This window comes from Actinacidiphila sp. bgisy160, from assembly GCF_057707815.1.
On the sequence record NZ_JBYIQW010000021.1, the window covers coordinates 65,268 to 84,266 of the forward strand.

Consider the following 18,999-nt stretch of genomic DNA (forward strand, 5'->3'; position numbering starts at 1 on the left):
AAGTGGGAATGTCTAGCTCCATGGCATTCCATGTGGACTCCGAGGCAGGGCGGCTGCACCGCGTCATCCTCCACCGCCCCGACCTGGAGCTGAAAAGGCTCACGCCGTCGAACAAGGACGCCCTGCTCTTCGACGACGTCCTGTGGGTGCGCCGGGCCCGCGCCGAGCACGACGGCTTCGCCGACGTGCTGCGCGACCGGGGCGTGGCCGTGCACCTCTTCGGCGACCTGCTGCGGGAGACGCTGGGCCTGCCCGAGGCCCGGCGCATGGTGCTGGACCGGGTCTTCCACGAGAAGGAGTACGGGCCGGTGGTCACCGACCACCTGCGCGCCGCCTTCGACGAGCTGTCCGCATCCGAGCTGGCCGAGGCCCTGGTCGGCGGCGTGACCAAGCGGGAGTTCCTGGCCCGCTTCGCCGAGCCGACCTCGGTCCGCTTCCACGTGATGGACCTGGACGACTTCCTGCTCAACCCGCTGCCCAACCACATCTTCACCCGGGACACCTCGGCCTGGGTCTACGACGGGGTCAGCATCAACGCGATGCGCTGGCCGGCCCGCTGGCACGAGACGATCCACTACGAGGCGATCTACCGCCACCACCCCCTCTTCGCGGGCGGGTCCTTCCACGTGTGGTCCGAGGGCCAGGCGGCCTACCCCTCCACCATCGAGGGCGGCGACGTCCTGGTGATCGGCAACGGCGCCGTGCTCATCGGCATGAGCGAGCGCACGACCCCGCAGGCGGTGGAGATGCTGGCCCAGCGCCTGTTCAACGCCGGGTCGGCCACCACGATCGTGGCCTTGGACATGCCCAAGCGGCGTGCCTTCATGCACCTGGACACCGTGATGACCATGGTCGACGGCGACACCTTCACCAAGTACGCGGGCCTGGGCATGCTCCGCTCGTACACCATCGAGCCCGGCGCGGGGGAGCGCGACCTGAAGGTCACCGACCACCCGCCGGAGCACATGCACCGGGCGATCGCGGCGGCCCTCGGTCTCGACGACATCCGCGTGCTCACCGCGACCCAGGACGTCCACTCCGCCGAGCGCGAGCAGTGGGACGACGGGTGCAACGTGCTCGCGCTGGAGCCGGGCGTCGTCCTGGCCTATGAGCGCAACGTCACCACCAACACCTTCCTGCGCAAGCGCGGCATCGAGGTCATAGAGATTCCCGGGAGCGAACTGGGGCGCGGCCGCGGCGGCCCGCGCTGCATGAGCTGCCCCATCGAGCGGGACCCGGTCTGACGGGAGGCGGTCCGTGGGGCGGCTGTATAAGGATGCGAGTGTTCGTATAGACTTCCATGGTCCCGGCGCACTCATGTTCGGCACCCGGCCGACCCCGACCTAGGAGCCCCCATGGCCATCGACCTCACGGGCCGTCACTTCCTCAAGGAGCTGGACTTCGCCCCCGAGGAGTTCCGCGGGCTGGTGGAGCTGGCCGCCGAGCTGAAGGCGGCCAAGAAGGCGGGCACCGAGGTGCGGCGGCTCGGCGGCAGGAACATCGCCCTGATCTTCGCCAAGACCTCCACCCGCACCCGCTGTGCCTTCGAGGTCGCCGCGGCCGACCAGGGCGCGTCCACGACCTACCTGGACCCGGCCGGCTCCCAGCTCGGCCACAAGGAGTCGGTGAAGGACACCGCCCGCGTGCTCGGCCGGATGTTCGACGGCATCGAGTACCGCGGCACGGGCCAGGAGGTCGTCGAGGAGCTGGCCGCCCACGCCGGGGTGCCGGTGTGGAACGGCCTCACCGACCAGTGGCACCCGACCCAGATGCTCGCCGACGTCCTCACCATGACCGAGCACTCCCGCTCCCCGCTGGAGCGGACCGCCTACGCCTACCTCGGCGACGCCCGCTCCAACATGGGCAACTCGCTGCTGGTCACCGGCGCCCTCCTCGGCATGGACGTGCGCATCGTCGCCCCGCGGAAGCTGTGGCCGGACGACTTGGTCGTCACCCGGGCGCGGCGCCTCGCGGAGACCACCGGCGCCCGCGTCACCCTGACCGAGGACGTCACCGAGGGCGTCGCCGGCGCGGAGTTCGTCCACACCGACGTCTGGGTGTCGATGGGCGAACCCGCCGAGGTGTGGGACGAGCGCGTCGCACTGCTCAAGCCGTACGCCGTGACCATGGACGTGCTGCGGGCCACCGGGCGTCCCGACGCGAAGTTCATGCACTGCCTGCCCGCCTTCCACGACCTCGGCACCACCCTGGCCCGGGAGATCCACGAACGGCACGGACTGACCTCCCTGGAGGTCACCGACGAGGTCTTCGAGTCGGCGCACTCCATCGTCTTCGACCAGGCCGAGAACCGGATGCACACCATCAAGGCCGTCCTCGTCGCCACGCTGGGAGGCGCGTGAGGCGCCTCGCGTATCGCGCACTCGTGACGGCGGTCACGAAGGAGTGATAACTTCGCGGTGTTGGCAAGCCTGCCTCCCCCCGCGAAGGAGGACGTGCCCATGAGCCCCTACCGAGGCTCCGCAGGCCGTACCGAGGAATGGCGGCACCTGCGGGTCGAGCACGCCGACGGTGTCGTCACCGTCACCCTCGACCGCCCCGACAAGCTCAACGCGCTCACCTTCGGTGCCTACGCCGACCTGCGCGACCTGCTCACCGAGCTGCCGCACCACGGCGACACCCGGGTGCTGGTGCTGGCCGGGGCCGGTCGCGGCTTCTGCTCCGGAGGGGACGTCGACGAGATCATCGGTGCCACCCTCGCCATGGGCGCCGGACAGCTCCTGGACTTCACCCGCATGACCGGACAGGTCGTCCGCGCCATCCGCGAGGCCCCCTTCCCCGTCATCACGGCCATCCACGGCGTCGCGGCCGGAGCCGGTTCCGTCATCGCCCTCGCCTCCGACTTCCGGATCGTCGAACGCTCCGCCCGCTTCGCCTTCCTCTTCACCAAGGTCGGCCTCGCGGGCGCCGACATGGGCGCCGCCTATCTGCTGCCGCGCGTGGTCGGCCTCGGCCACGCCACCCGGCTGCTGATGCTCGGCGACACCGTAGGCGCCGCGGAGGCCGACCGTATCGGCCTGGTCAGCGAGCTCGTCGACGACGGGCAGGCGGACGCGAGCGCCGCCGCCCTCGCCAAGCGGCTGGCCGCCGGCCCCGCGCTGGCGTACGCCCAGACCAAAGCACTGCTCACCGCGGAGCTCGACATGCCGCTCGGCGCCGCCGTCGAGATGGACGCCGCGACCCAGGCCCTCCTGATGACCAGTGAGGACTACGCCGAGTTCCACGCCGCGTTCACCGGGAAGCGCAGCCCCAACTGGAAGGGCCGCTAGCCGTGCGGGTGGCCATCATCGGCGGCGGCCCCGGCGGGCTCTACGTGGCCGCGCTGCTCAAACGCCTCCACCCGGAACGGGACATCACCGTCTGGGAGCGCGGCTCGCCCGAGGACACCTTCGGCTTCGGCGTCGTGCTCTCCGACGAGACGCTCGGCGGCATCGAGCACGCCGACCCGGTGGTCTTCCGCGCCCTGGAACGGGAGTTCATCCGCTGGGACGACATCGACGTGCACCACCGCGGCCGTGCCGTCACCTCCGGCGGCCACGGCTTCGCCGCGGTGGACCGGCGCACGCTGCTGGCGATCCTCCACGACCGCTGCCGCGACCTGGGGGTGACCGTCCGCACCCGCGAACTCGCCCCTGCCGCCGAGCGGCTGGCCCGCGACCACGACCTCGTCATCGCCGCCGACGGCGCGGGCAGCGCCACGCGCGGTGCCCACGCCGACGTCTTCCGGCCCACCCTCACCGGGCACCGCTGCCGCTACATCTGGCTCGCCACCGACCGCGTCCTGGACGCCTTCCGCTTCGAGATCGCCGAGACCGAGCACGGCGTGATGCAGGCCCACGGCTATCCGTTCCGGCCGGACGAGAGCACCTTCATCGTCGAGATGCACGAGGACGTCTGGCGGCGCGCCGGACTGGACCGGCTGGACGAGGCCGAGTCGATCGCCCGCTGCGAGAAGATCTTCGCCGACGCCCTGCACGGCCACGGCCTGCGCGGCAACCGCTCCCGGTGGATCGCCTTCACCACCGTGGTCAACGAGCGCTGGCGGCACAGGAACATCGTCCTCCTCGGCGACGCCGCCCACACCGCGCACTTCTCCATCGGCTCCGGTACCAAGCTCGCCATGGAGGACGCCCTCGCCCTCGCCGCCTGCCTGCACGAGCAGCCCGGCGTCCCCGAGGCGCTGGCCGCGTACGAGGCCGAGCGCAAGCCCGTGGTCGCCAGCACGCAGCGCGCCGCGCGGGCCAGCCTGGAGTGGTTCGAGCACCTGGAGCAGTACACCGCCCAGCCGCCCCGGCAGTTCGCCTTCAACCTGCTCACCCGCAGTCGCCGCGTCACCCACGACAACCTGCGGCTGCGCGACGCGGACTTCACCGCCTCCGTGGAGCGGGAGTTCGGCACCGAGCCGGACATCCCGCCGATGTTCACCCCCTTCACCCTGCGCGGGCTGACCCTGCGCAACCGGGTCGTCGTCTCGCCGATGGACATGTACTCCGCCACCGACGGCACCCCTGGCGACTTCCACCTCGTCCACCTCGGCGCCCGGGCCCTCGGCGGCGCCGGCCTGGTCATGACCGAGATGGTCTGTGTCAGCCCCGAGGGCCGCATCACCCCCGGCTGCGCCGGCCTGTGGAACGACGGGCACGAGGCGGCCTGGCGCCGGGTCACCGACTTCGTGCACGCCCGGCCCGGCCCCGCGATCGGTCTCCAGCTCGGCCACAGCGGCCGCAAGGGCTCCACACGGCTGATGTGGCAGGGCATCGACCAGCCGCTCCCGGAGGGCAACTGGCCGCTCGCCGCCCCCTCCCCGCTGCCGTACCACCCCCAAGTCAGTCAGGTCCCGCACGCCCTGGACGCCGCCGGACTGGCCGCGATCCGCGAGCAGTTCGCCGCCTCCGCCGCGCGCGGCGCCCGCGCCGGGTTCGACCTGCTGGAACTGCACTGCGCCCACGGCTACCTGCTGTCGTCCTTCCTCTCCCCGCTCACCAACCGGCGCACCGACGCCTACGGCCGCGACCTGGCCGGACGGCTGCGCTTCCCGCTGGAGGTCTTCGACGCCGTCCGCGAGGTCTGGCCCGCCGACCGCCCGATGACCGTCCGCATCTCCGCCACCGACTGGGCCGAGGGCGGCACGACCGCCGACGACGCCGTCGAGATCGCCCGGGCCTTCGTCGCCCACGGCGCCGACGCCATCGACGTCTCCACCGGCCAGGTCGTCCCCGACGAGGTCCCCGACTACGGCCGCTCCTACCAGACCCCCTACGCCGACCGGATTCGCAACGAACTCGGCGTGCCCGTCATCGCGGTCGGCGCAATCTCCTCCTGGGACGACGTCAACTCCCTGCTCCTGGCCGGCCGCGCCGACCTGTGCGCGCTCGCCCGCCCCCACCTCTACGACCCCAACTGGACGCTGCACGCCGCCGCCGAACAGGGCTACTCCGGCGCCGGCGCCCCCTGGCCCCTCCCGTACCAGGCGGGCAGCCGCCGCCCGCCCACGGGCCGCACGGACGCCCCCCGGCCCCGGCTGACGCTGGACGTGTGAGGGACGGCCGGCTCCGGGTCAGCCGAAGAGGGAGGTGTCGAGGGCGAACGCGAAGGGCTCGGGGAGCTCGAGCTCCTTGCCGAACAGCACCCGGACGTCCTGGCGGTAGTCCTCGGCGTCCGGCTCGCTGTACAGGGTCACGGTGCCCTCGGTGCGGTCCACCAGCAGGTAGAAGGGGATGCCGGCAGCAGCGTAGCCGCGTCGCTTCGGGCCGCGGTCCTTGTCGGGCCGGATCGACGTCACTTCGACGGTCATGACCACGCCGTCCGGGTCCGCCCACGCGTCGAGACCGCGGAAGAAGCCGCGGGGGGCGACGGACGCGTCGGGGACGAATCGGCCGAGCGGGGTGATCAGCCCCTTCGTCCCCACGCCGTACAGCTCTGTGGCGGACTTCCTGGCGATCTGCCACAGCAGCTCGCCGACCGCGTCCTCGTGGTCTCCGTCGGGCGGCGGGGTCACGACGATCTCCCCCTCGATCAGCTCGGCGCGGTACCCCTCGGGGACCGTGAGGTCGAGGAAGGCGGCGAGCACCGCGTCGCCGCCGGAGCCCGAGCGTTCGGTCGCGGGCAGTGCCATCTCGCGTACCTCCTCGATCGTCATGGTTCCGCTCCGACGTGGTCAGGTTATGCCCCGCCGGGCGGCGTGGGCGTGCGTCCTGCCAACGATCAACCGCGGGGGCCGGTCACGTCATGCGATCGGCTGACCGCGCGAACTCCGCTCCCGCGTCGTGCAGCCGCGCGTGCAGGCCCTCGAAGACCGCTGCCGCGCGGCCGCCGGGCCAGTCGGGAGGGAGGAGGGCGGGCGGCAGGCCCGGGTCGGCGTAGGGGAGGCGGCGCCAGGAATCGAGGGCGCGCAGGTAGTCCGCGAAGGCCTCCTGCGGCGGGGTCGCCGCCCGGGCGCCCCAGGAGCGCAGGACCGGCTGGTGGGCGTCGAGGAAGGCGTGGTGGCGCTTGGCGACGGCGTCGAGGTCCCACCAGCGGCGCACGGCCGTGGCCGTCGGCTCGAAGCCGAGGTGGGTGCCGGTGAAGAGGTCCACGTAACGGTCGAGGCCGAGCCGGCGCAGGGTGTGCAGGGCCTCCTCGTGGAGGCGGGCGGGCGCGATCCACACGCCCGGCGCGGCGGTGCCGAAGCCCAGGCGGGCCAGGCGGGAGCGGAGCAGGTGCCGCTTGTGGCGCTCGCTCTCCGGGACGGAGAAGACCGCGAGCACCCACTCCTGGTCCCCCGCTCCGCCGGCCGGGTGACCGTAGATGCGCCGGTCGCCGTCGGCGAGCAGCTGGCGGGCGTCCTCGGACAGGGCGTAGCCCGCGGCGCCGTCGACGCGGTCCGGCTCCAGCAGGCCGCGGCGCTTGAGCCGGGAGACCGCCGAGCGCACCGACTGTGGGTCCACGTCCACCGCGCCCATCAGCCGGATCAGCCCGGCGACGGGTATCCGCCCGTCCCAGGCGTCGGCCCGGCCGTAGGCGCCGAAGAAGGTCAGGATCAGCGAACTGGGGGTGTGCTCGGTCACGCGATCACTGTAGGTCGCGCAGCCGGAAGCGCTGCAGTTTCCCGGTGGGCGTGCGGGGCAGGGCGTCGAGGAAGACGATCTCGCGCGGGCACTTGTAGCCGGCGATCTCCTCCCGGGTGAAGGCGCGCAGCGCCTCGACCGTGTGCTCGTCGCGCGGCGGGCCGTCCCGCAGTACGACGAATGCCCGGACGATCTGGCCGCGCTGGTCGTCCGGCACCCCGATGACCGCGGCCTCCCGTACGTCGGGGTGGCGCAGCAGCGCCTCCTCGACCTCGGGGCCCGCGATGTTGTACCCGGACGAGATGATCATGTCGTCGGCGCGGGCCACGTAGCGGAAGTAGCCGTCCGGCTCGCGCACGTACGTGTCGCCGGTGATGTTCCAGCCGCCCCGCACGTACTCCCGCTGCCGCTCGTCCGCCAGATAGCGGCAGCCCGTCGGGCCGCGCACCGCGAGCAGTCCCGGTTCGCCGTCCGGGACGGGGGACAGCGTCGCGGGGTCGACGACCCTGGCCTGGTAGCCCGGCACCGGCAGGCCCGTGGTACCCGGCCGGATCATGCCGTCGGCGGCCGAGATGAAGATGTGCAGCAGCTCCGTGGCCCCTATGCCGTTGATGATCCGCAGCCCCGTCGACTCGTACCAGGCGTGCCAGGTGGCCTCGGGCAGGTTCTCGCCCGCGGACACGCAGCGCCGCAGCGAGGACAGGTCGCGCGAGCCGTGCGAGGCGAGTATCGCCCGGTAGGCGGTGGGCGCGGTGAACAGCACGGTCACCCCGTGCTCCGCGACCGCGCGGGCGAGCTGCTCGGGACCGGCCTGCTCCAGCAGCAGCGCCGACGCCCCCACGCGCAGCGGGAAGACGACCAGGCCGCCCAGCCCGAAGGTGAACCCCAGCGGCGGGCTGCCGGCGAACACGTCCTCTGCGGTGGGTCGCAGTATGTGCGCGGAGAAGGTGTCGGCGATCGCCAGCACGTCCCGGTGGAAGTGCATGCAGCCCTTGGGCCGCCCGGTCGTCCCGGAGGTGAAGGCGATCAGCGCGACGTCGTCGGACGAGGTCTCCACGGCGGCGAAGGAGCCCGGCCGGCCGGCCGCGAGCCGCAGCAGGTCGTCCGGCGCCTCACCGCCGTACGTGGCGATGCGCAGTCCCGGCGCCTCGCACTTGGCGAGGTCGTCGAGCGCGCGGATGTCGCACAACGCGTGCCGGACGGCGGCGATCTCGCAGATCGTCGCCAGTTCGTGCGGGCGGTGCGCCGCGAGCACGGTCACTGCCACCGCGCCCGCCTTCATGACGGCGAACCAGCACGCCACCAGCCACGGCGTGGTGGGACCACGCAGCAGCACGCGGTTGCCGGGCACCACCCCGAGGTCCTCGGTCAGCACGTGCGCGATGCGGTCGGAGGCGGCGCGCAGGTCCGCGTACGACCAGACCTCACCGCCCGGCATCCGCAGGCAGGGCGCCTCGGGCAGGCCGGCGGCGAGGAGCTCGGTGCCGCAGTTGAGCCGGCCGGGATAGGCCAGCTCGGGGAGGTCTTGGGTCAGGACGGGCCACTGGTCACGCGGCGGGAGGTTGTCCCGCGGGAAAGTGTCCACGTGTGCTGACGGCAGCAGGTCCATGGCGGGTTCGCCCCTCGTTGGCCCCTGGTTGCGGACGGATTCAGCGTAACGTGTTTGTGACGGCAGTCAACGGTACGCGATACGGGAGGTGCCGCGTGGCATCGTTCGCGCTCGACCCGGAACAGCTCAAGTGGTGTGCGCAGGTCCGTGATTGGGCCGCCGAACGGCTTCGCCCGCTGGCGGGGTCCGGCGAACCCGGGCGGGTCAACCGGCCCCTGCTCGCCGCCCTCGGCGAACTCGGCCTGCTGTCCCGCCTCTTCCCCGGCACCGCCCTGGAGCTGTGCCTGCTGCGGGAGTCCCTGGCCCGCGAGTGCACCGAGGCCGAGACAGCGCTCGCCCTCCAGGGGCTGGGCGCCCATCCGCTGCTGGACTCCCCGGAACTGGCCGCCCGCTGGATCCCGCGGATCGTCTCCGGGGAGGCCGTCGCGGCCTTCGCGCTCACCGAGCCCGGCGCCGGCTCCGACGCCGCCGCCCTCGAACTGGCCGCGGAACCCGCGCCGGAGGGCGGCTGGCGGCTCACCGGCGAGAAGTGCTGGATCTCCAACGCCCCCGAGGCCGACGTCTACACCGTCTTCGCCCGGACCACCCCTGGCGCCGGGGCTCGCGGCGTCACCGCTTTCGCGGTCCCGGCCGACCGCCCGGGGCTCACTGGCGAACACCTCGACATGCTCTCCCCCCACCCCATCGGGCGGCTGCGCTTCGACGCCGTACCGGTCGGGGAGCAGGACGTGATAGGCGAGGTCGACCGGGGCTTCCGGGTCGCCATGACCACCCTCAACCGCTTCCGGCCCAGCGTCGGTGCGTTCGCCGTCGGCATGGCGCAGGCCGCGCTCGACGCGGCCACCGCACACGCCGCCTCCCGCACTGCTTTCGGCGCGCCCTTGAAGGAGCTCCAGGCCGTCGCCCATACCCTCGCCGAGATGGCCACCCGCACCGAGGCCGCGCGCCTGCTGGTCTACGCCGCCGCCGAGGCCTACGACTCCGGTTCGTCCGGCACCGCCCGCAGCTCCGCCATGGCCAAGCTCTTCGCCACCGAGACCGCCCAGTACGCCGTCGACGCCGCCGTCCAGATCCACGGGGCCCGCGCGCTGGAGCGCGGCCACCTCCTGGAGCACCTCTACCGCGAGGTGCGCGCACCGCGTATCTACGAAGGGGCCACCGAAGTCCAGCGGTCGATCATCGCCAAGGAGCTGTTCGCATGACCCTCAACCGGATCAACCCGCCGGAGCTCTCCCCGCCGACCGGCTTCAGCCACGCCGTCACCGCCACCGGCCGGACCCTCGTCCTCCTCGCGGGTCAGACCGCGCTGGACTCCGCGGGCAAGGTCGTCGGGGACACGCTCCCCGCCCAGTTCGAGCACGCGCTGATCAACCTGCTCACCGCCCTCCAGGCGGCCGGTGGCACCCCCGCCGACCTCGCACGCCTCACCGTCCACACCACCGACGTCGCCGCCTACCGCGAACACGCGCCCGAACTCGGCCGCATCTGGCGCGCCCTGGCCGGCCGCGACTACCCGGCGATGGCGGTCATCGGCATCACCCGCCTGTGGGACGAGGAGGCCTTGGTCGAACTCGACGGCCTCGCCGTGCTCACCTGAGCGGGCGGGCGTCAGGAGGTACCCAGGGTGCGGGGCATGGCCCGGCACGTCGGCAGTGGCCGCCGTCCCGCCGCCCCTGACGAGCGGCCCCTGACGAGCGGCCCCGGCCGGCGTCCGGGTCTGACGGCCGCGATCGCCGGGGCGGTGGGCGGCGAGGGCCGCCCGGGGCGGTGGGCAGCCGTCAGGATGTCCGCGACGCTTCGCGGCGGCTCCGGCACGCCGCCCGTCAGTCCTCGACCTCGTGCGCGAAGGGCCGGACCTCGATGGGCAGCGTGGTCACCCGGGACAGCCTGCTGCCCCACTCCAGCGCGGCGTCGAGGTCGGCCGCCTTCACGATCGTGAAGCCGCCGAGGTACTCCTCGCTCTGCGCGAACGGTCCGTCGGTGACGAGCACCTCGTCGCCCTGCGCCCGCAGCACGGTGGCCGTGTCCGGGGCGTTCAGGCCCGCGCCGAAGACCCAGGCCCCGGCCTCCTTCATGTCCTGGTTGAGGACGTCGAGGTCCGCCATGATCCGGGCGAGGACCTCGGGCGGTGGCGGGGTTCCCCCGGGCTGGTACACGCTGAGCAGGTAGTGCTTCATGTCGGTCGTCCTCGCGGTCCGGGCCGGCCCTTCGCCGGCGTTCCACCCCTCTGCACGAAGGGCGACCGCCCGGATCGACACCTCGTGCCCCGGATCCGCGGGGAACGGGCGCCGAGGGCGGTCGGCACGTTCGTACCACGGGTGTCAGCCCCGGCGGCGGGACGACACCTCGTCCCTGACCCGGGAGAGGATCGCGGCCGCCTGGTCGAGCCCCGCCGCCCGGCACCGGTTGATCGCGGGACCGAGCCGCGCCAGCGCCGCTTCCGGCCGGTCCAGGCCGTTCGCCTCGACCAGGGCGGCGATCCGGACGGCTTCGGCGCGCGGCGCCTCGCCCCGGGGCCCGCCCTCCTCGTGGGCGGCGATGGCCCGCTCCAGCTCGGCGAGCGCCTCGGGGAAGCGCTCGGCGCCGGCGTAAGCCCGGCCGCGCTGGTAGTGCGTGGCGCCGGTCTCGTACCAGAGGGCGATGTCCTCGTCGTCCGCGGGCACGGCCGCCAGCACCTCGTCGGCCTCGCGCAGATGGCCCAGGGCCCTGTCCAGGCCCCCGGCGCCCTCGGCCGACACGACGTACCCCGCGAAGTCCCGCATCATCTCCGCGACGGCGTGCGGGTTGGGCCCCTTGGCGTGCGAGGCGACGGCCCGGCCGTACGCGGAGCGCGCCGCCTCCTCGCGGCCGGCCGTCAGCAGGGCGACGGCGGCCTCCGAGGCGACGAGCGTGTGTGTGAACTGCTCTTCCCACGGCTCGACGGCGTCGGCCAGCAGCAGGAACTGCTCGGCGCTCGCGCGGTGCTCCTCCAGGTCCCGCAGGCCCCGTGCCAGCAGCAGCCGGGCCTGGGCGAGGGCGCGTTCGTCCATGCCGGCCGCGGCCTCGTCGTGGACCAGCGACTCCAGCACGGCGACGGCGTCCGCCTGGCGGTCGGCGCGGGCGAGCACGTCCGCCAGCTCCACCCGCAGCTCGGCGGCGCCGGGGGCGTCGCCCTCGCGATCCAGCCGCGCCGCCGCGTCGGACAGGTGACGTACGGCGGCGCTCAGGTCGCCCGCGTGGCCGGCGGCGTGGCCGAGCAGCGCGTGGGTGCGCGCCACCGGGAACGCCGTGTCGCCGTGGGCGCCGGCCGAGGCGAGCGCGCCGTGGAACTGCTCCATGGCCTCCTGAGGGCGGTGCTGCTGCAGCAGCACCTGGCCGAGCAACCCCCGCGGGCGCGTGGCCCGCCAGGGCGTCCCCGCCGCCTCCACGATCCGCAGCACACTCCGCAACTCCTGCTCGGCCCGGTCCAGGTCCCCCGAGCGCGCCGCGAGATCCGCCGCGTACACACGGGTGTTGACCATGCGCTCAGGGGCGCCGAGCCGCTCCGACTCGGCGACGGCCTCGGCCACGGCGGCGTCGAAGCGCTCGCGCAGCTCCGTGGGGACGTCGGGCAGCGCGGCCGCCGCCTCGGTGTGTGCCAGGAAGGCACGGCACTGCAGTACGACGAAGTAGGCGCGCACGACCCCGGCGGAGCCCTCGTCCAGCAGGGCGCGGGCCTCGGTCAGCACCGCGTCCAGCTCCGCCCGGCCCTCGGCGGCCTCCGGGCCGGGCTCCACGCCCACCGAGGCCAGCCGGGCTCGGGAGGTCAGCACGCGCTCGGGCATGCCGGCCAGGGCGAACAGCTCCCGTGCCTCGGCCAGCGCGGCCCTGGCCGCGGCCCGGTCCTCGTCCTCCATGGCCGTGAAGGCGCGGTGCTCGGCCAGTTCGCCCCGCAGCCGCTCCTCCGGGCCCAGCCGGGGGTCGTGGACATGGCCCTCGGCCCCGGCGCGCTCGGCGACGCGGCGCCACAGCTCCTCGTCGCCGGGTCGGCCCGCGTCCCCCATCTCGCGGGCCTTCTCCACCAGTTCGACGAAGTCCTCGGGCACCTCCCGCGCGGGCGCGGCCACGGGCGGTCCCGCCACCACGGGTCCGGCCGCCGGGGCGGGCACGGCCGCGGTACGCAGACCGAGCCGCAACGGCTCGGCGAGCGGCGGGCGCCGCTCGAGCCGGGCCCGGCGGCGCTCGCCGACCGCGCCGGTGCCGTTGCGCCGGTCGAACGCCGCCGCCAGGGCGTCGCCCTCCTCGCGCACGTGGTCCAGCAGCTCCTTCGCCGTCCAGGCGCGCCCCAGTGGTCCGGCGACGGGGGTCGTGTCGTACCCTTCGTCGACCAGGCGCCGGGTGAGGACCTGGACGCCGGTTAGGAAACCGAGCAGCGACAGCGGCGCGCCCGTGGTGTCGAACAGGGCGCGGTTCTCGGCGAGGATCTCCAGCGCCCGGCCCTCGTTGCCGGACAGCGCGCAGAACTCCACGTGCAGTCCGGTCTCCTCGGCCATGCCGACGCGCCCCCGGACGTGCCGGTAACCGGTCAGGTGGTGGGAGCGGGCCTCGTCGGTGCGGCCGAGGCGCAGCAACGGCAGCAGGGCGTGGGCCTGGGTGACCCAGGGCTCCTCCTCGCAACTCTGGAGGCCGCTCAGGACCGGCTCCCAGGTCCGCAGGGCCCGCTCGTCGTCGCCCGCCGCGAGATGGTGCAGCCCCTGGTGCCGGGTCTCGCAGGCCAGGCAGTCGCTGAGCTGTTCCCGGCGCCGGGTGACCCACAGGTCCCAGGCCGTCCCGCGGTCCGCGCCGGTGTGGGCGGCGATCCGGTGCCGCATGGCCGCCACCGGCTGCAGTCCCTCACCGGCCGCGCGGTAGCGCTCGCCCATCTGGCCGACCCAGGCGTGGACCGTCGCCAGCGGGACGTCCGGCACCTGGAGCAGGGAGGTCGTCACCCACTTGTGGCGCCACAGCACCTGGCGGGCCTCCCACTCGCTGAAGGAGTCCGGCACCTCCTCCCACAGCTTCAGGATCCGGGCGAAGACGACCGGCGACTTGCGGTGCTCGGCGGCGTACTCGTACGCCGACATGAGTTCGAGCAGTGCCGTCACCAGGACGTCCTTCTCCTCGAACTGCTCGGCCGCCTCGGCCAGTTCCTCGGCGATCACGGCGCGGGGCGTTCCGTAGGGGCGCTCGTTGTTCTCGCGGAGCGCCTCGAACACGGCCTCGGGGGTGTCCAGCATCAGTGCTCCTTGGCGTCCGGCCCGGACCCGGGGGTGTCCTGGTCGTGCATGGCGTGGGTGAGCAGGCCGATGAAGGCCCGGTTGAGCAGCGCGCTCTCCGAGGACTTCAGCGGCCGCCGGGTGAGCAGCAGCGCCTGCCCGTACAGGGCCTCGGCCGTGGTGAGGGCCAGCCCGCGCTCGGTGACGGTGGCGGCCCGGCGCACCAGCGGGTTGAGGTGGTTGAGGACGAGCTGGGCCCGCGGCGCCTGCGTGCGCAGCGAGCCGAGGATGTCCGCCCACAGCCCGTCGCTGCTCTCCGCGAGGCCCGCCCGGGTGCGCTCGTGGCGTGCCTCGCGGTTGTCCAGGAGCAGCGCGGGTGCGGTGACCGGCTGGAAGGCGCGCAGCACCACGTCGCAGTCGTACTGGCCGACGACCTCGCGGGCGACCGCGAGGAAGGAGCCGGCGGCGAGTTCGGCGGCCGAGTCGACGGGGTCGAGGTGCGCGGTGACGGTGGCCGGGTCCAGGTCGGTGACCGTGGTGCCGGGACGGATCTCCGGCAGCCGGTGCACCAGGTCCCGGTCGTAGGTGTAGCCGCCGTTGACGACGCCGAGGCCGGCCGCCGCCGCGATCGGGGCGACCTGCCGGAACTCGTCGACGCTGCGGGTGACCAGCACCGTGGGGTGGGCGCGGGCGAACTCCTCCAGCGTGACGTTGCCGTCCGTGGTCTCGAAGGGCAGCCATGGCAGCAGCATCCGCAGCAGCGCGTCGTCGTAGCGGGCCAGCGCCTTGACGGCGAGATGGTGACTGTCGATGAAGCGCTGAAGGAGCACCGGGTCGCTGGCGGCGAGCCCGGTCAGCCAGTCGCGGATGCGGGCGCCGAGGGCGTCGCGGACGGCCGCCAGCGTCTCGTCCTCGTACAGCGCCTCGCGGGAGGCCGTCGGGCGCAGGCTGGTGACGTCCACGACGCAGCGGACGAAGAACGCCCACTCCGGGAGGAGTTCGGCGGCCCGGTCCGAGAGCAGCATGCCCTTCAGGTGCACCCGGTGCCCGGCCCGCTCCGACGGGTTGACGGCGGTCGGCAGCACGTAGGCCACGCCGCGCAGCCCGGCGACGGGCAGGTCGAGGTCGATGGTGTCGAGCGGGGTGAAGCCGAACGTCGCGCGGCAGTGCTCGGAGAGCGCCTCGGCGCGGGCCAGCGGGGAGCCGTGGCGGCGCTCCCACGGCGGGGTCTCGTTGATCCGGGTGGTCCCGCCGCGCGGGTCGGCCACGGTGACCTCGTGCCGCAGCAGGCTGCCGTAGTGCCGGGCCAGCGACGCCACCCGGTCTGGCTCCGTCCACTCGCGGGCGTCCGCGCGCGGGGTCAGCGTCACGCGCGTGCCGGGCTCGGGCAGCGCGTCGGCGGGAAGCGTGCGGATGGTGTAGCTGCCGTCGGAGCGTCCGCGCCATTCGACGGCGGGGGCGCCGGGGGCGATGGCCGAGCGGCTGACGACCGTGATCTCGTCGGCAACCACGAAGCAGGCCAGCAGCCCGATGCCGAACTGGCCGATGAAGTCGCCGCGGGCGGCCTCGATCTCCCCGTCGGCGGCGCGCTTGGAGCTGCGCCCGATGGTGGCGAGGAAGGTGTGCACGTCGGCCTCGCTCAGCCCGACACCGGTGTCGGTGACGCTGAGCGTGTCACCGGTCCGCACGGTGATCCTGGCCGGTGCGCCCGGCTGGACCGCCTGCCGGGCGCTGATCGCGTCGACGGCGTTCTGCAGCAGCTCCCGAAGGTAGACGCGGGGGCTGGAGTAGAGGTGGTGGGAGAGCAGGTCGACCAGGCCGCGCAGGTCGACCTGGAACGTGTGCGCTGACGGGGACTGGGACACCGAAGGGGCCTTCCGGGCGGTGCGCGGACGGGGAACGGGGTGCGGGACGGTCAGGGACGCCCCGAGCGGGACCGCAGGGCGCGGTAGGCCGCGGCCGGGTCGTTGCCGTTGAGGTACTGCCACGGGAACTCGGTGACGAGGCCACCGGTGGCGGCGAAGGCCTCGGCGGCCGCCTTCTTCTCGCCGGCCAGCGCGAAGGCCATGGCGAAGACGTTGAGCGTCGCGACCGGGTCGAGGGCGTCCCGGTACCCCGCGTTGCGGTAGGAGCGGTCCGCGGCCTCGTGCAGTTCCTTCTCCACCTGCAGGCGCAGCATGTACGCCGTGTCGTCGCCGTGGTCGAGGTCGCCCCAGTGCTCGAGGTGCGCGATGGCGACGAGCACCCCCAGGTCGCTGCCCTCGGGGGCGGCGAGCATGGACTCCCGGGCGAAGGCGTGCATCTCCTCGTGCGAGCCGCCCCACTTGCGGCACACCTGCTGCAACTGCTGCTGGTGCGCCCCCAGGTGCAGCGGGGAGCGCCGTACGGCGGCCTCGAAGCGCAGCCGGGCGATGTCCGGGCCGACCTGCAGCCCCCGTCCGCTCATCTGCAGGAAGTACCAGGGGCAGGCCCACCCGGGTTCGAGCTCCGCGGCCCGGTACAGCAGGTCCTCGGCCACCTCCAGGCGTTCGTGGAACACCTGGAACTGCTCACGCGAGACGTGCTGGGCGCGCAGTCCGGTCCTGGCCTCCCAGGCCCAGGTCACCTGGCGGGCGCCCGCCACCAGCTGGGCGAGCCCGGAGCCGGGCTCGGCCGCGACGACGCCGGGCATCCAGCGCTCCCAGCCGTCGACGTCCACGACGTTCGCCACGAGCCAGCTGCGCTCACGGTCGTCGGTCACCGCCGACAGCCGCTCCCGTATCGCGGGCCAGTCCGCCGCGGCGGCGGACGCGCGCAGCGTCGCGAGCCCGGGGTTTCCCCGAGCCGGGTCGAGCCGGGGCGACGGGCGCGGCGCCCACCGCCTCAGTGAGAACGCCGAGCCGCGTCGCGCGCCACCGTCCACCGTCCCGCCTGCGGGACCACGTCGGACCGCCACCATGAAGACCCCCTCCTGGCCTGGCCGTTCCTCCCCCGAGGGCCATGATCCGCGGCCCGGAGCATGATTATCACGGCCGCCTTGCGGGGGAGTAGCCGGTTTCCCGGCCAGGAGGGGCGGGACGGGTCAGATGTCGCGGAACGTCTCGATCTGCGCCCCGATGGAGTTGAGCCGCTCGGCCAGCTCCTCGTAGCCGCGGTTGATGACGTAGACGTTCCGCAGCACCGAGGTGCCCTCGGCGGCGAGCATCGCCAGCAGGGTCACCACGGCGGGCCGCAGGGCCGGCGGGCACATCATCTCGGCGGTGCGCCAGCGGGTCGGGCCCTCGACCAGCACCCGGTGCGGGTCCAGCAGTTTGACGTTGGCGCCGAGCCGGGTCAGTTCGGTGAGGTAGATGGCGCGGTTGTCGTAGACCCAGTCGTGGATGAGGGTCGAACCCTGGGCGGTTGCGGCGATGGCCGCGAAGAACGGCACGTTGTCGATGTTGAGGCCCGGGAAGGGCATGGGGTGGATCTTGTCGATGGGGGAGCGCAGCTTCGAGGGGCGCACGGTGAGGTCGATCAGCCGGGTGCGGCCGTTGTCGGCGGGGTACTCGGCCGAGCGCTCGTGGTCCAGCCCCATCTCCTCCAGGACCGCCAGCTCGATCTCCAGGAACTCCACCGGCACCCGGCGGATGGTCAGCTCGGACTCGGTGACCACGGCCGCGGCCAGCAGGCTCATGGCCTCCACCGGGTCCTCGGAGGGCGCGTAGTCCACGTCCCGGTCGATCTCCGTGACGCCGTGCACGGTCAGCGTGGTGGTGCCGATGCCGTCCACCCGGACGCCCAGCTCCTCCAGGAAGAAGCACAGGTCCTGGACCATGTAGTTCGAACTGGCGTTGCGGATGACGGTCACCCCGTCGTGCCGGGCGGCCGCCAGGAGCGCGTTCTCGGTCACGGTGTCGCCGCGCTCGGTCAGCACGATGGGCCGCCGCGGGGCCACCGAGGGGGCGACCCGGGCGTGGTACATCCCGCTGGTGGCGGTCACGTCCAGCCCGAAGTGCCGCAGGGCGGTCATGTGCGGCTGGACGGTACGGGTGCCGAGGTCGCAGCCGCCCGCGTACGGGATGCGGAAGCGGTCGGTGCGGTGCATCAGGGGGCCGAGGAACATGATCACGCTGCGGGTGCGGCGGGCGGCGTCGGTGTCCATGGCGTCCAGATCCAGCCGCGCGGGCGGGACGATCTCCAGGTCGTTGCCGTCGTTGATCCAGCGGGTCCGCACGCCGATGCTGCTGAGCACCTCCAGGATGCGGTAGACCTCCTCGATCCGCGCGACGCGGCGCAGGGTGGTCCGCCCGGAGTTCAGCAGCGTGGCGCACAGCAGCGCCACGCACGCGTTCTTGCTGGTCTTGACGTCGATGGAGCCGGAGAGCCGGCGGCCACCGACGACGCGCAGGTGCATGGGCCCCGCGTAGCCGAGGGAGACGATCTCGCTGTCGAGCGCTTCCCCGATGCGGGCGATCATCTCAAGGCTGATGTTCTGGTTCCCGCGTTCAATGCGGTTCACCGCGCTCTGGCTGGTCCCGAGCGCCTCCGCCAGCTGCGACTGGGTCCACCCCCGGTGCTGGCGGGCGTCACGGATGAGCTTGCCGATGCGTGCGAGGTAGTCGTCTCCCATGGGGAGAGACTATCTCACATATGAGATGTCAACCCGAGTTCGAGGTCCAGGAGGTACCGCTTGCGCTCCAGCCCGCCCCCGTATCCGGTGAGGTCGCCGGAGGCCCCGACCACCCGGTGACAGGGCACGATGATGCCGACCGGGTTCCGCCCGCCTGCGAGCCCGACGGCGCGTGAGGCACCGGGGCTGCCGAGCTTGTCCGTCAGCTGACCGTACGTCATGACCGTGCCGTACGGGATGGCCCGCAGACCCGCCCAGACGCGCTGCTGGAAGGGGGCGCCGCGCAGGTCGAGCGGGAGGTCGAAAGCCGTCAACCCGCCCGTGAAGCAGGCCCCCAGCTGTTCGGCGGCCCGCGCGAACGGGGACTCGTCCGGGTCGCGCCGCGCCCCGAAGGACTCCTCCGGGGGCCGGTGGCGCTGCTCGGTCATGTAGAGACCGGACAGGACGCCGTCGGCCGCGACCAGGGTCAGCGGCCCGACCGGGCTGTCGGTCAGCGCGCGTGTGCGAAGGGACATGATCGTT

15 protein-coding genes are annotated in these 18,999 nt (G+C 73.4%); 6 read left to right on the top strand and 9 right to left on the bottom strand.

All coding sequences use genetic code 11. The features are described 5' to 3' along the window. Positions 1 to 20: 20 nt before the first annotated feature. The 4 genes from AC3EUJ_RS18590 to AC3EUJ_RS18605 all read left to right on the top strand — a co-directional run bounded on the left by AC3EUJ_RS18590 (position 21) and on the right by AC3EUJ_RS18605 (position 5,557). Positions 21 to 1,244 carry an arginine deiminase gene (locus AC3EUJ_RS18590; protein ID WP_431962659.1) on the top strand — a complete coding sequence of 408 codons (1,224 nt, stop codon included), beginning with the start codon at positions 21 to 23 and terminating at the stop codon, positions 1,242 to 1,244. Positions 1,245 to 1,355: 111 nt separating this feature from the next. Continuing rightward, on the top strand, positions 1,356 to 2,360 hold the full coding sequence (gene argF, locus AC3EUJ_RS18595; RefSeq protein WP_431962661.1) for an ornithine carbamoyltransferase: 1,005 nt from the start codon (positions 1,356 to 1,358) through the stop codon (positions 2,358 to 2,360). A 99-nt stretch (positions 2,361 to 2,459) separates the two neighbouring features. Continuing rightward, positions 2,460 to 3,287, top strand: coding sequence for an enoyl-CoA hydratase family protein (locus tag AC3EUJ_RS18600; protein ID WP_431962663.1), 828 nt, complete (start codon positions 2,460 to 2,462; stop codon positions 3,285 to 3,287). A 2-nt stretch (positions 3,288 to 3,289) separates the two neighbouring features. Then, positions 3,290 to 5,557, top strand: a complete 2,268-nt coding sequence (locus tag AC3EUJ_RS18605; RefSeq protein ID WP_431962664.1) for a bifunctional salicylyl-CoA 5-hydroxylase/oxidoreductase — start codon at positions 3,290 to 3,292, stop codon at positions 5,555 to 5,557. Between the two features lie 18 nt (positions 5,558 to 5,575). On the opposite strand, the gene AC3EUJ_RS18610 is transcribed toward AC3EUJ_RS18605, so the two are convergent. The 3 genes from AC3EUJ_RS18610 to AC3EUJ_RS18620 form a co-directional block, all read right to left on the bottom strand. After that, complete coding sequence (locus tag AC3EUJ_RS18610; protein ID WP_431962666.1) at positions 5,576 to 6,157, bottom strand: Uma2 family endonuclease; 582 nt, start codon at positions 6,155 to 6,157, stop codon at positions 5,576 to 5,578. Between the two features lie 82 nt (positions 6,158 to 6,239). Further along, a complete protein-coding gene (locus tag AC3EUJ_RS18615; protein WP_431962668.1) occupies positions 6,240 to 7,064 on the bottom strand; it encodes a PaaX family transcriptional regulator in 825 nt (274 codons plus the stop codon). A 4-nt stretch (positions 7,065 to 7,068) separates the two neighbouring features. Beyond that, positions 7,069 to 8,673 carry an AMP-binding protein gene (locus AC3EUJ_RS18620; RefSeq protein ID WP_431962670.1) on the bottom strand — a complete coding sequence of 535 codons (1,605 nt, stop codon included), beginning with the start codon at positions 8,671 to 8,673 and terminating at the stop codon, positions 7,069 to 7,071. Between the two features lie 95 nt (positions 8,674 to 8,768). On the opposite strand from AC3EUJ_RS18620, the gene AC3EUJ_RS18625 reads away from it, so the two are divergent. Continuing rightward, on the top strand, positions 8,769 to 9,875 hold the full coding sequence (locus AC3EUJ_RS18625; RefSeq protein WP_431962672.1) for an acyl-CoA dehydrogenase family protein: 1,107 nt from the start codon (positions 8,769 to 8,771) through the stop codon (positions 9,873 to 9,875). Next, the gene (locus AC3EUJ_RS18630) at positions 9,872 to 10,270 is read left to right on the top strand and encodes a RidA family protein (RefSeq protein WP_431962674.1); all 399 of its coding nucleotides are present in this window, start codon (positions 9,872 to 9,874) and stop codon (positions 10,268 to 10,270) included. Before AC3EUJ_RS18625 ends, AC3EUJ_RS18630 begins: the two co-directional genes overlap by 4 nt. A gap of 226 nt (positions 10,271 to 10,496) precedes the next feature. Here the strand turns inward: AC3EUJ_RS18630 and AC3EUJ_RS18635 are convergent, their stop codons facing one another. The 6 genes from AC3EUJ_RS18635 to AC3EUJ_RS18660 all read right to left on the bottom strand — a co-directional run bounded on the left by AC3EUJ_RS18635 (position 10,497) and on the right by AC3EUJ_RS18660 (position 18,992). After that, the gene (locus tag AC3EUJ_RS18635; RefSeq protein ID WP_431962676.1) at positions 10,497 to 10,850 is read right to left on the bottom strand and encodes a YciI family protein; all 354 of its coding nucleotides are present in this window, start codon (positions 10,848 to 10,850) and stop codon (positions 10,497 to 10,499) included. A gap of 144 nt (positions 10,851 to 10,994) precedes the next feature. After that, complete coding sequence (locus AC3EUJ_RS18640; RefSeq protein WP_431962678.1) at positions 10,995 to 13,907, bottom strand: hypothetical protein; 2,913 nt, start codon at positions 13,905 to 13,907, stop codon at positions 10,995 to 10,997. Next, positions 13,907 to 15,751: an HSP90 family protein gene (locus tag AC3EUJ_RS18645; protein WP_431962679.1), complete on the bottom strand. Its 1,845-nt coding sequence runs from the start codon at positions 15,749 to 15,751 to the stop codon at positions 13,907 to 13,909. The genes AC3EUJ_RS18640 and AC3EUJ_RS18645 overlap by 1 nt, the downstream gene beginning before the upstream one ends. 50 nt (positions 15,752 to 15,801) lie before the next feature. Next, a complete protein-coding gene (locus AC3EUJ_RS18650; protein ID WP_431962681.1) occupies positions 15,802 to 16,626 on the bottom strand; it encodes a hypothetical protein in 825 nt (274 codons plus the stop codon). A gap of 321 nt (positions 16,627 to 16,947) precedes the next feature. After that, on the bottom strand, positions 16,948 to 18,477 hold the full coding sequence (locus AC3EUJ_RS18655; protein ID WP_431962683.1) for a helix-turn-helix domain-containing protein: 1,530 nt from the start codon (positions 18,475 to 18,477) through the stop codon (positions 16,948 to 16,950). Positions 18,478 to 18,491: 14 nt separating this feature from the next. After that, positions 18,492 to 18,992, bottom strand: a complete 501-nt coding sequence (locus tag AC3EUJ_RS18660) for a methylated-DNA--[protein]-cysteine S-methyltransferase (protein WP_431962685.1) — start codon at positions 18,990 to 18,992, stop codon at positions 18,492 to 18,494. Positions 18,993 to 18,999 lie beyond the last annotated feature (7 nt).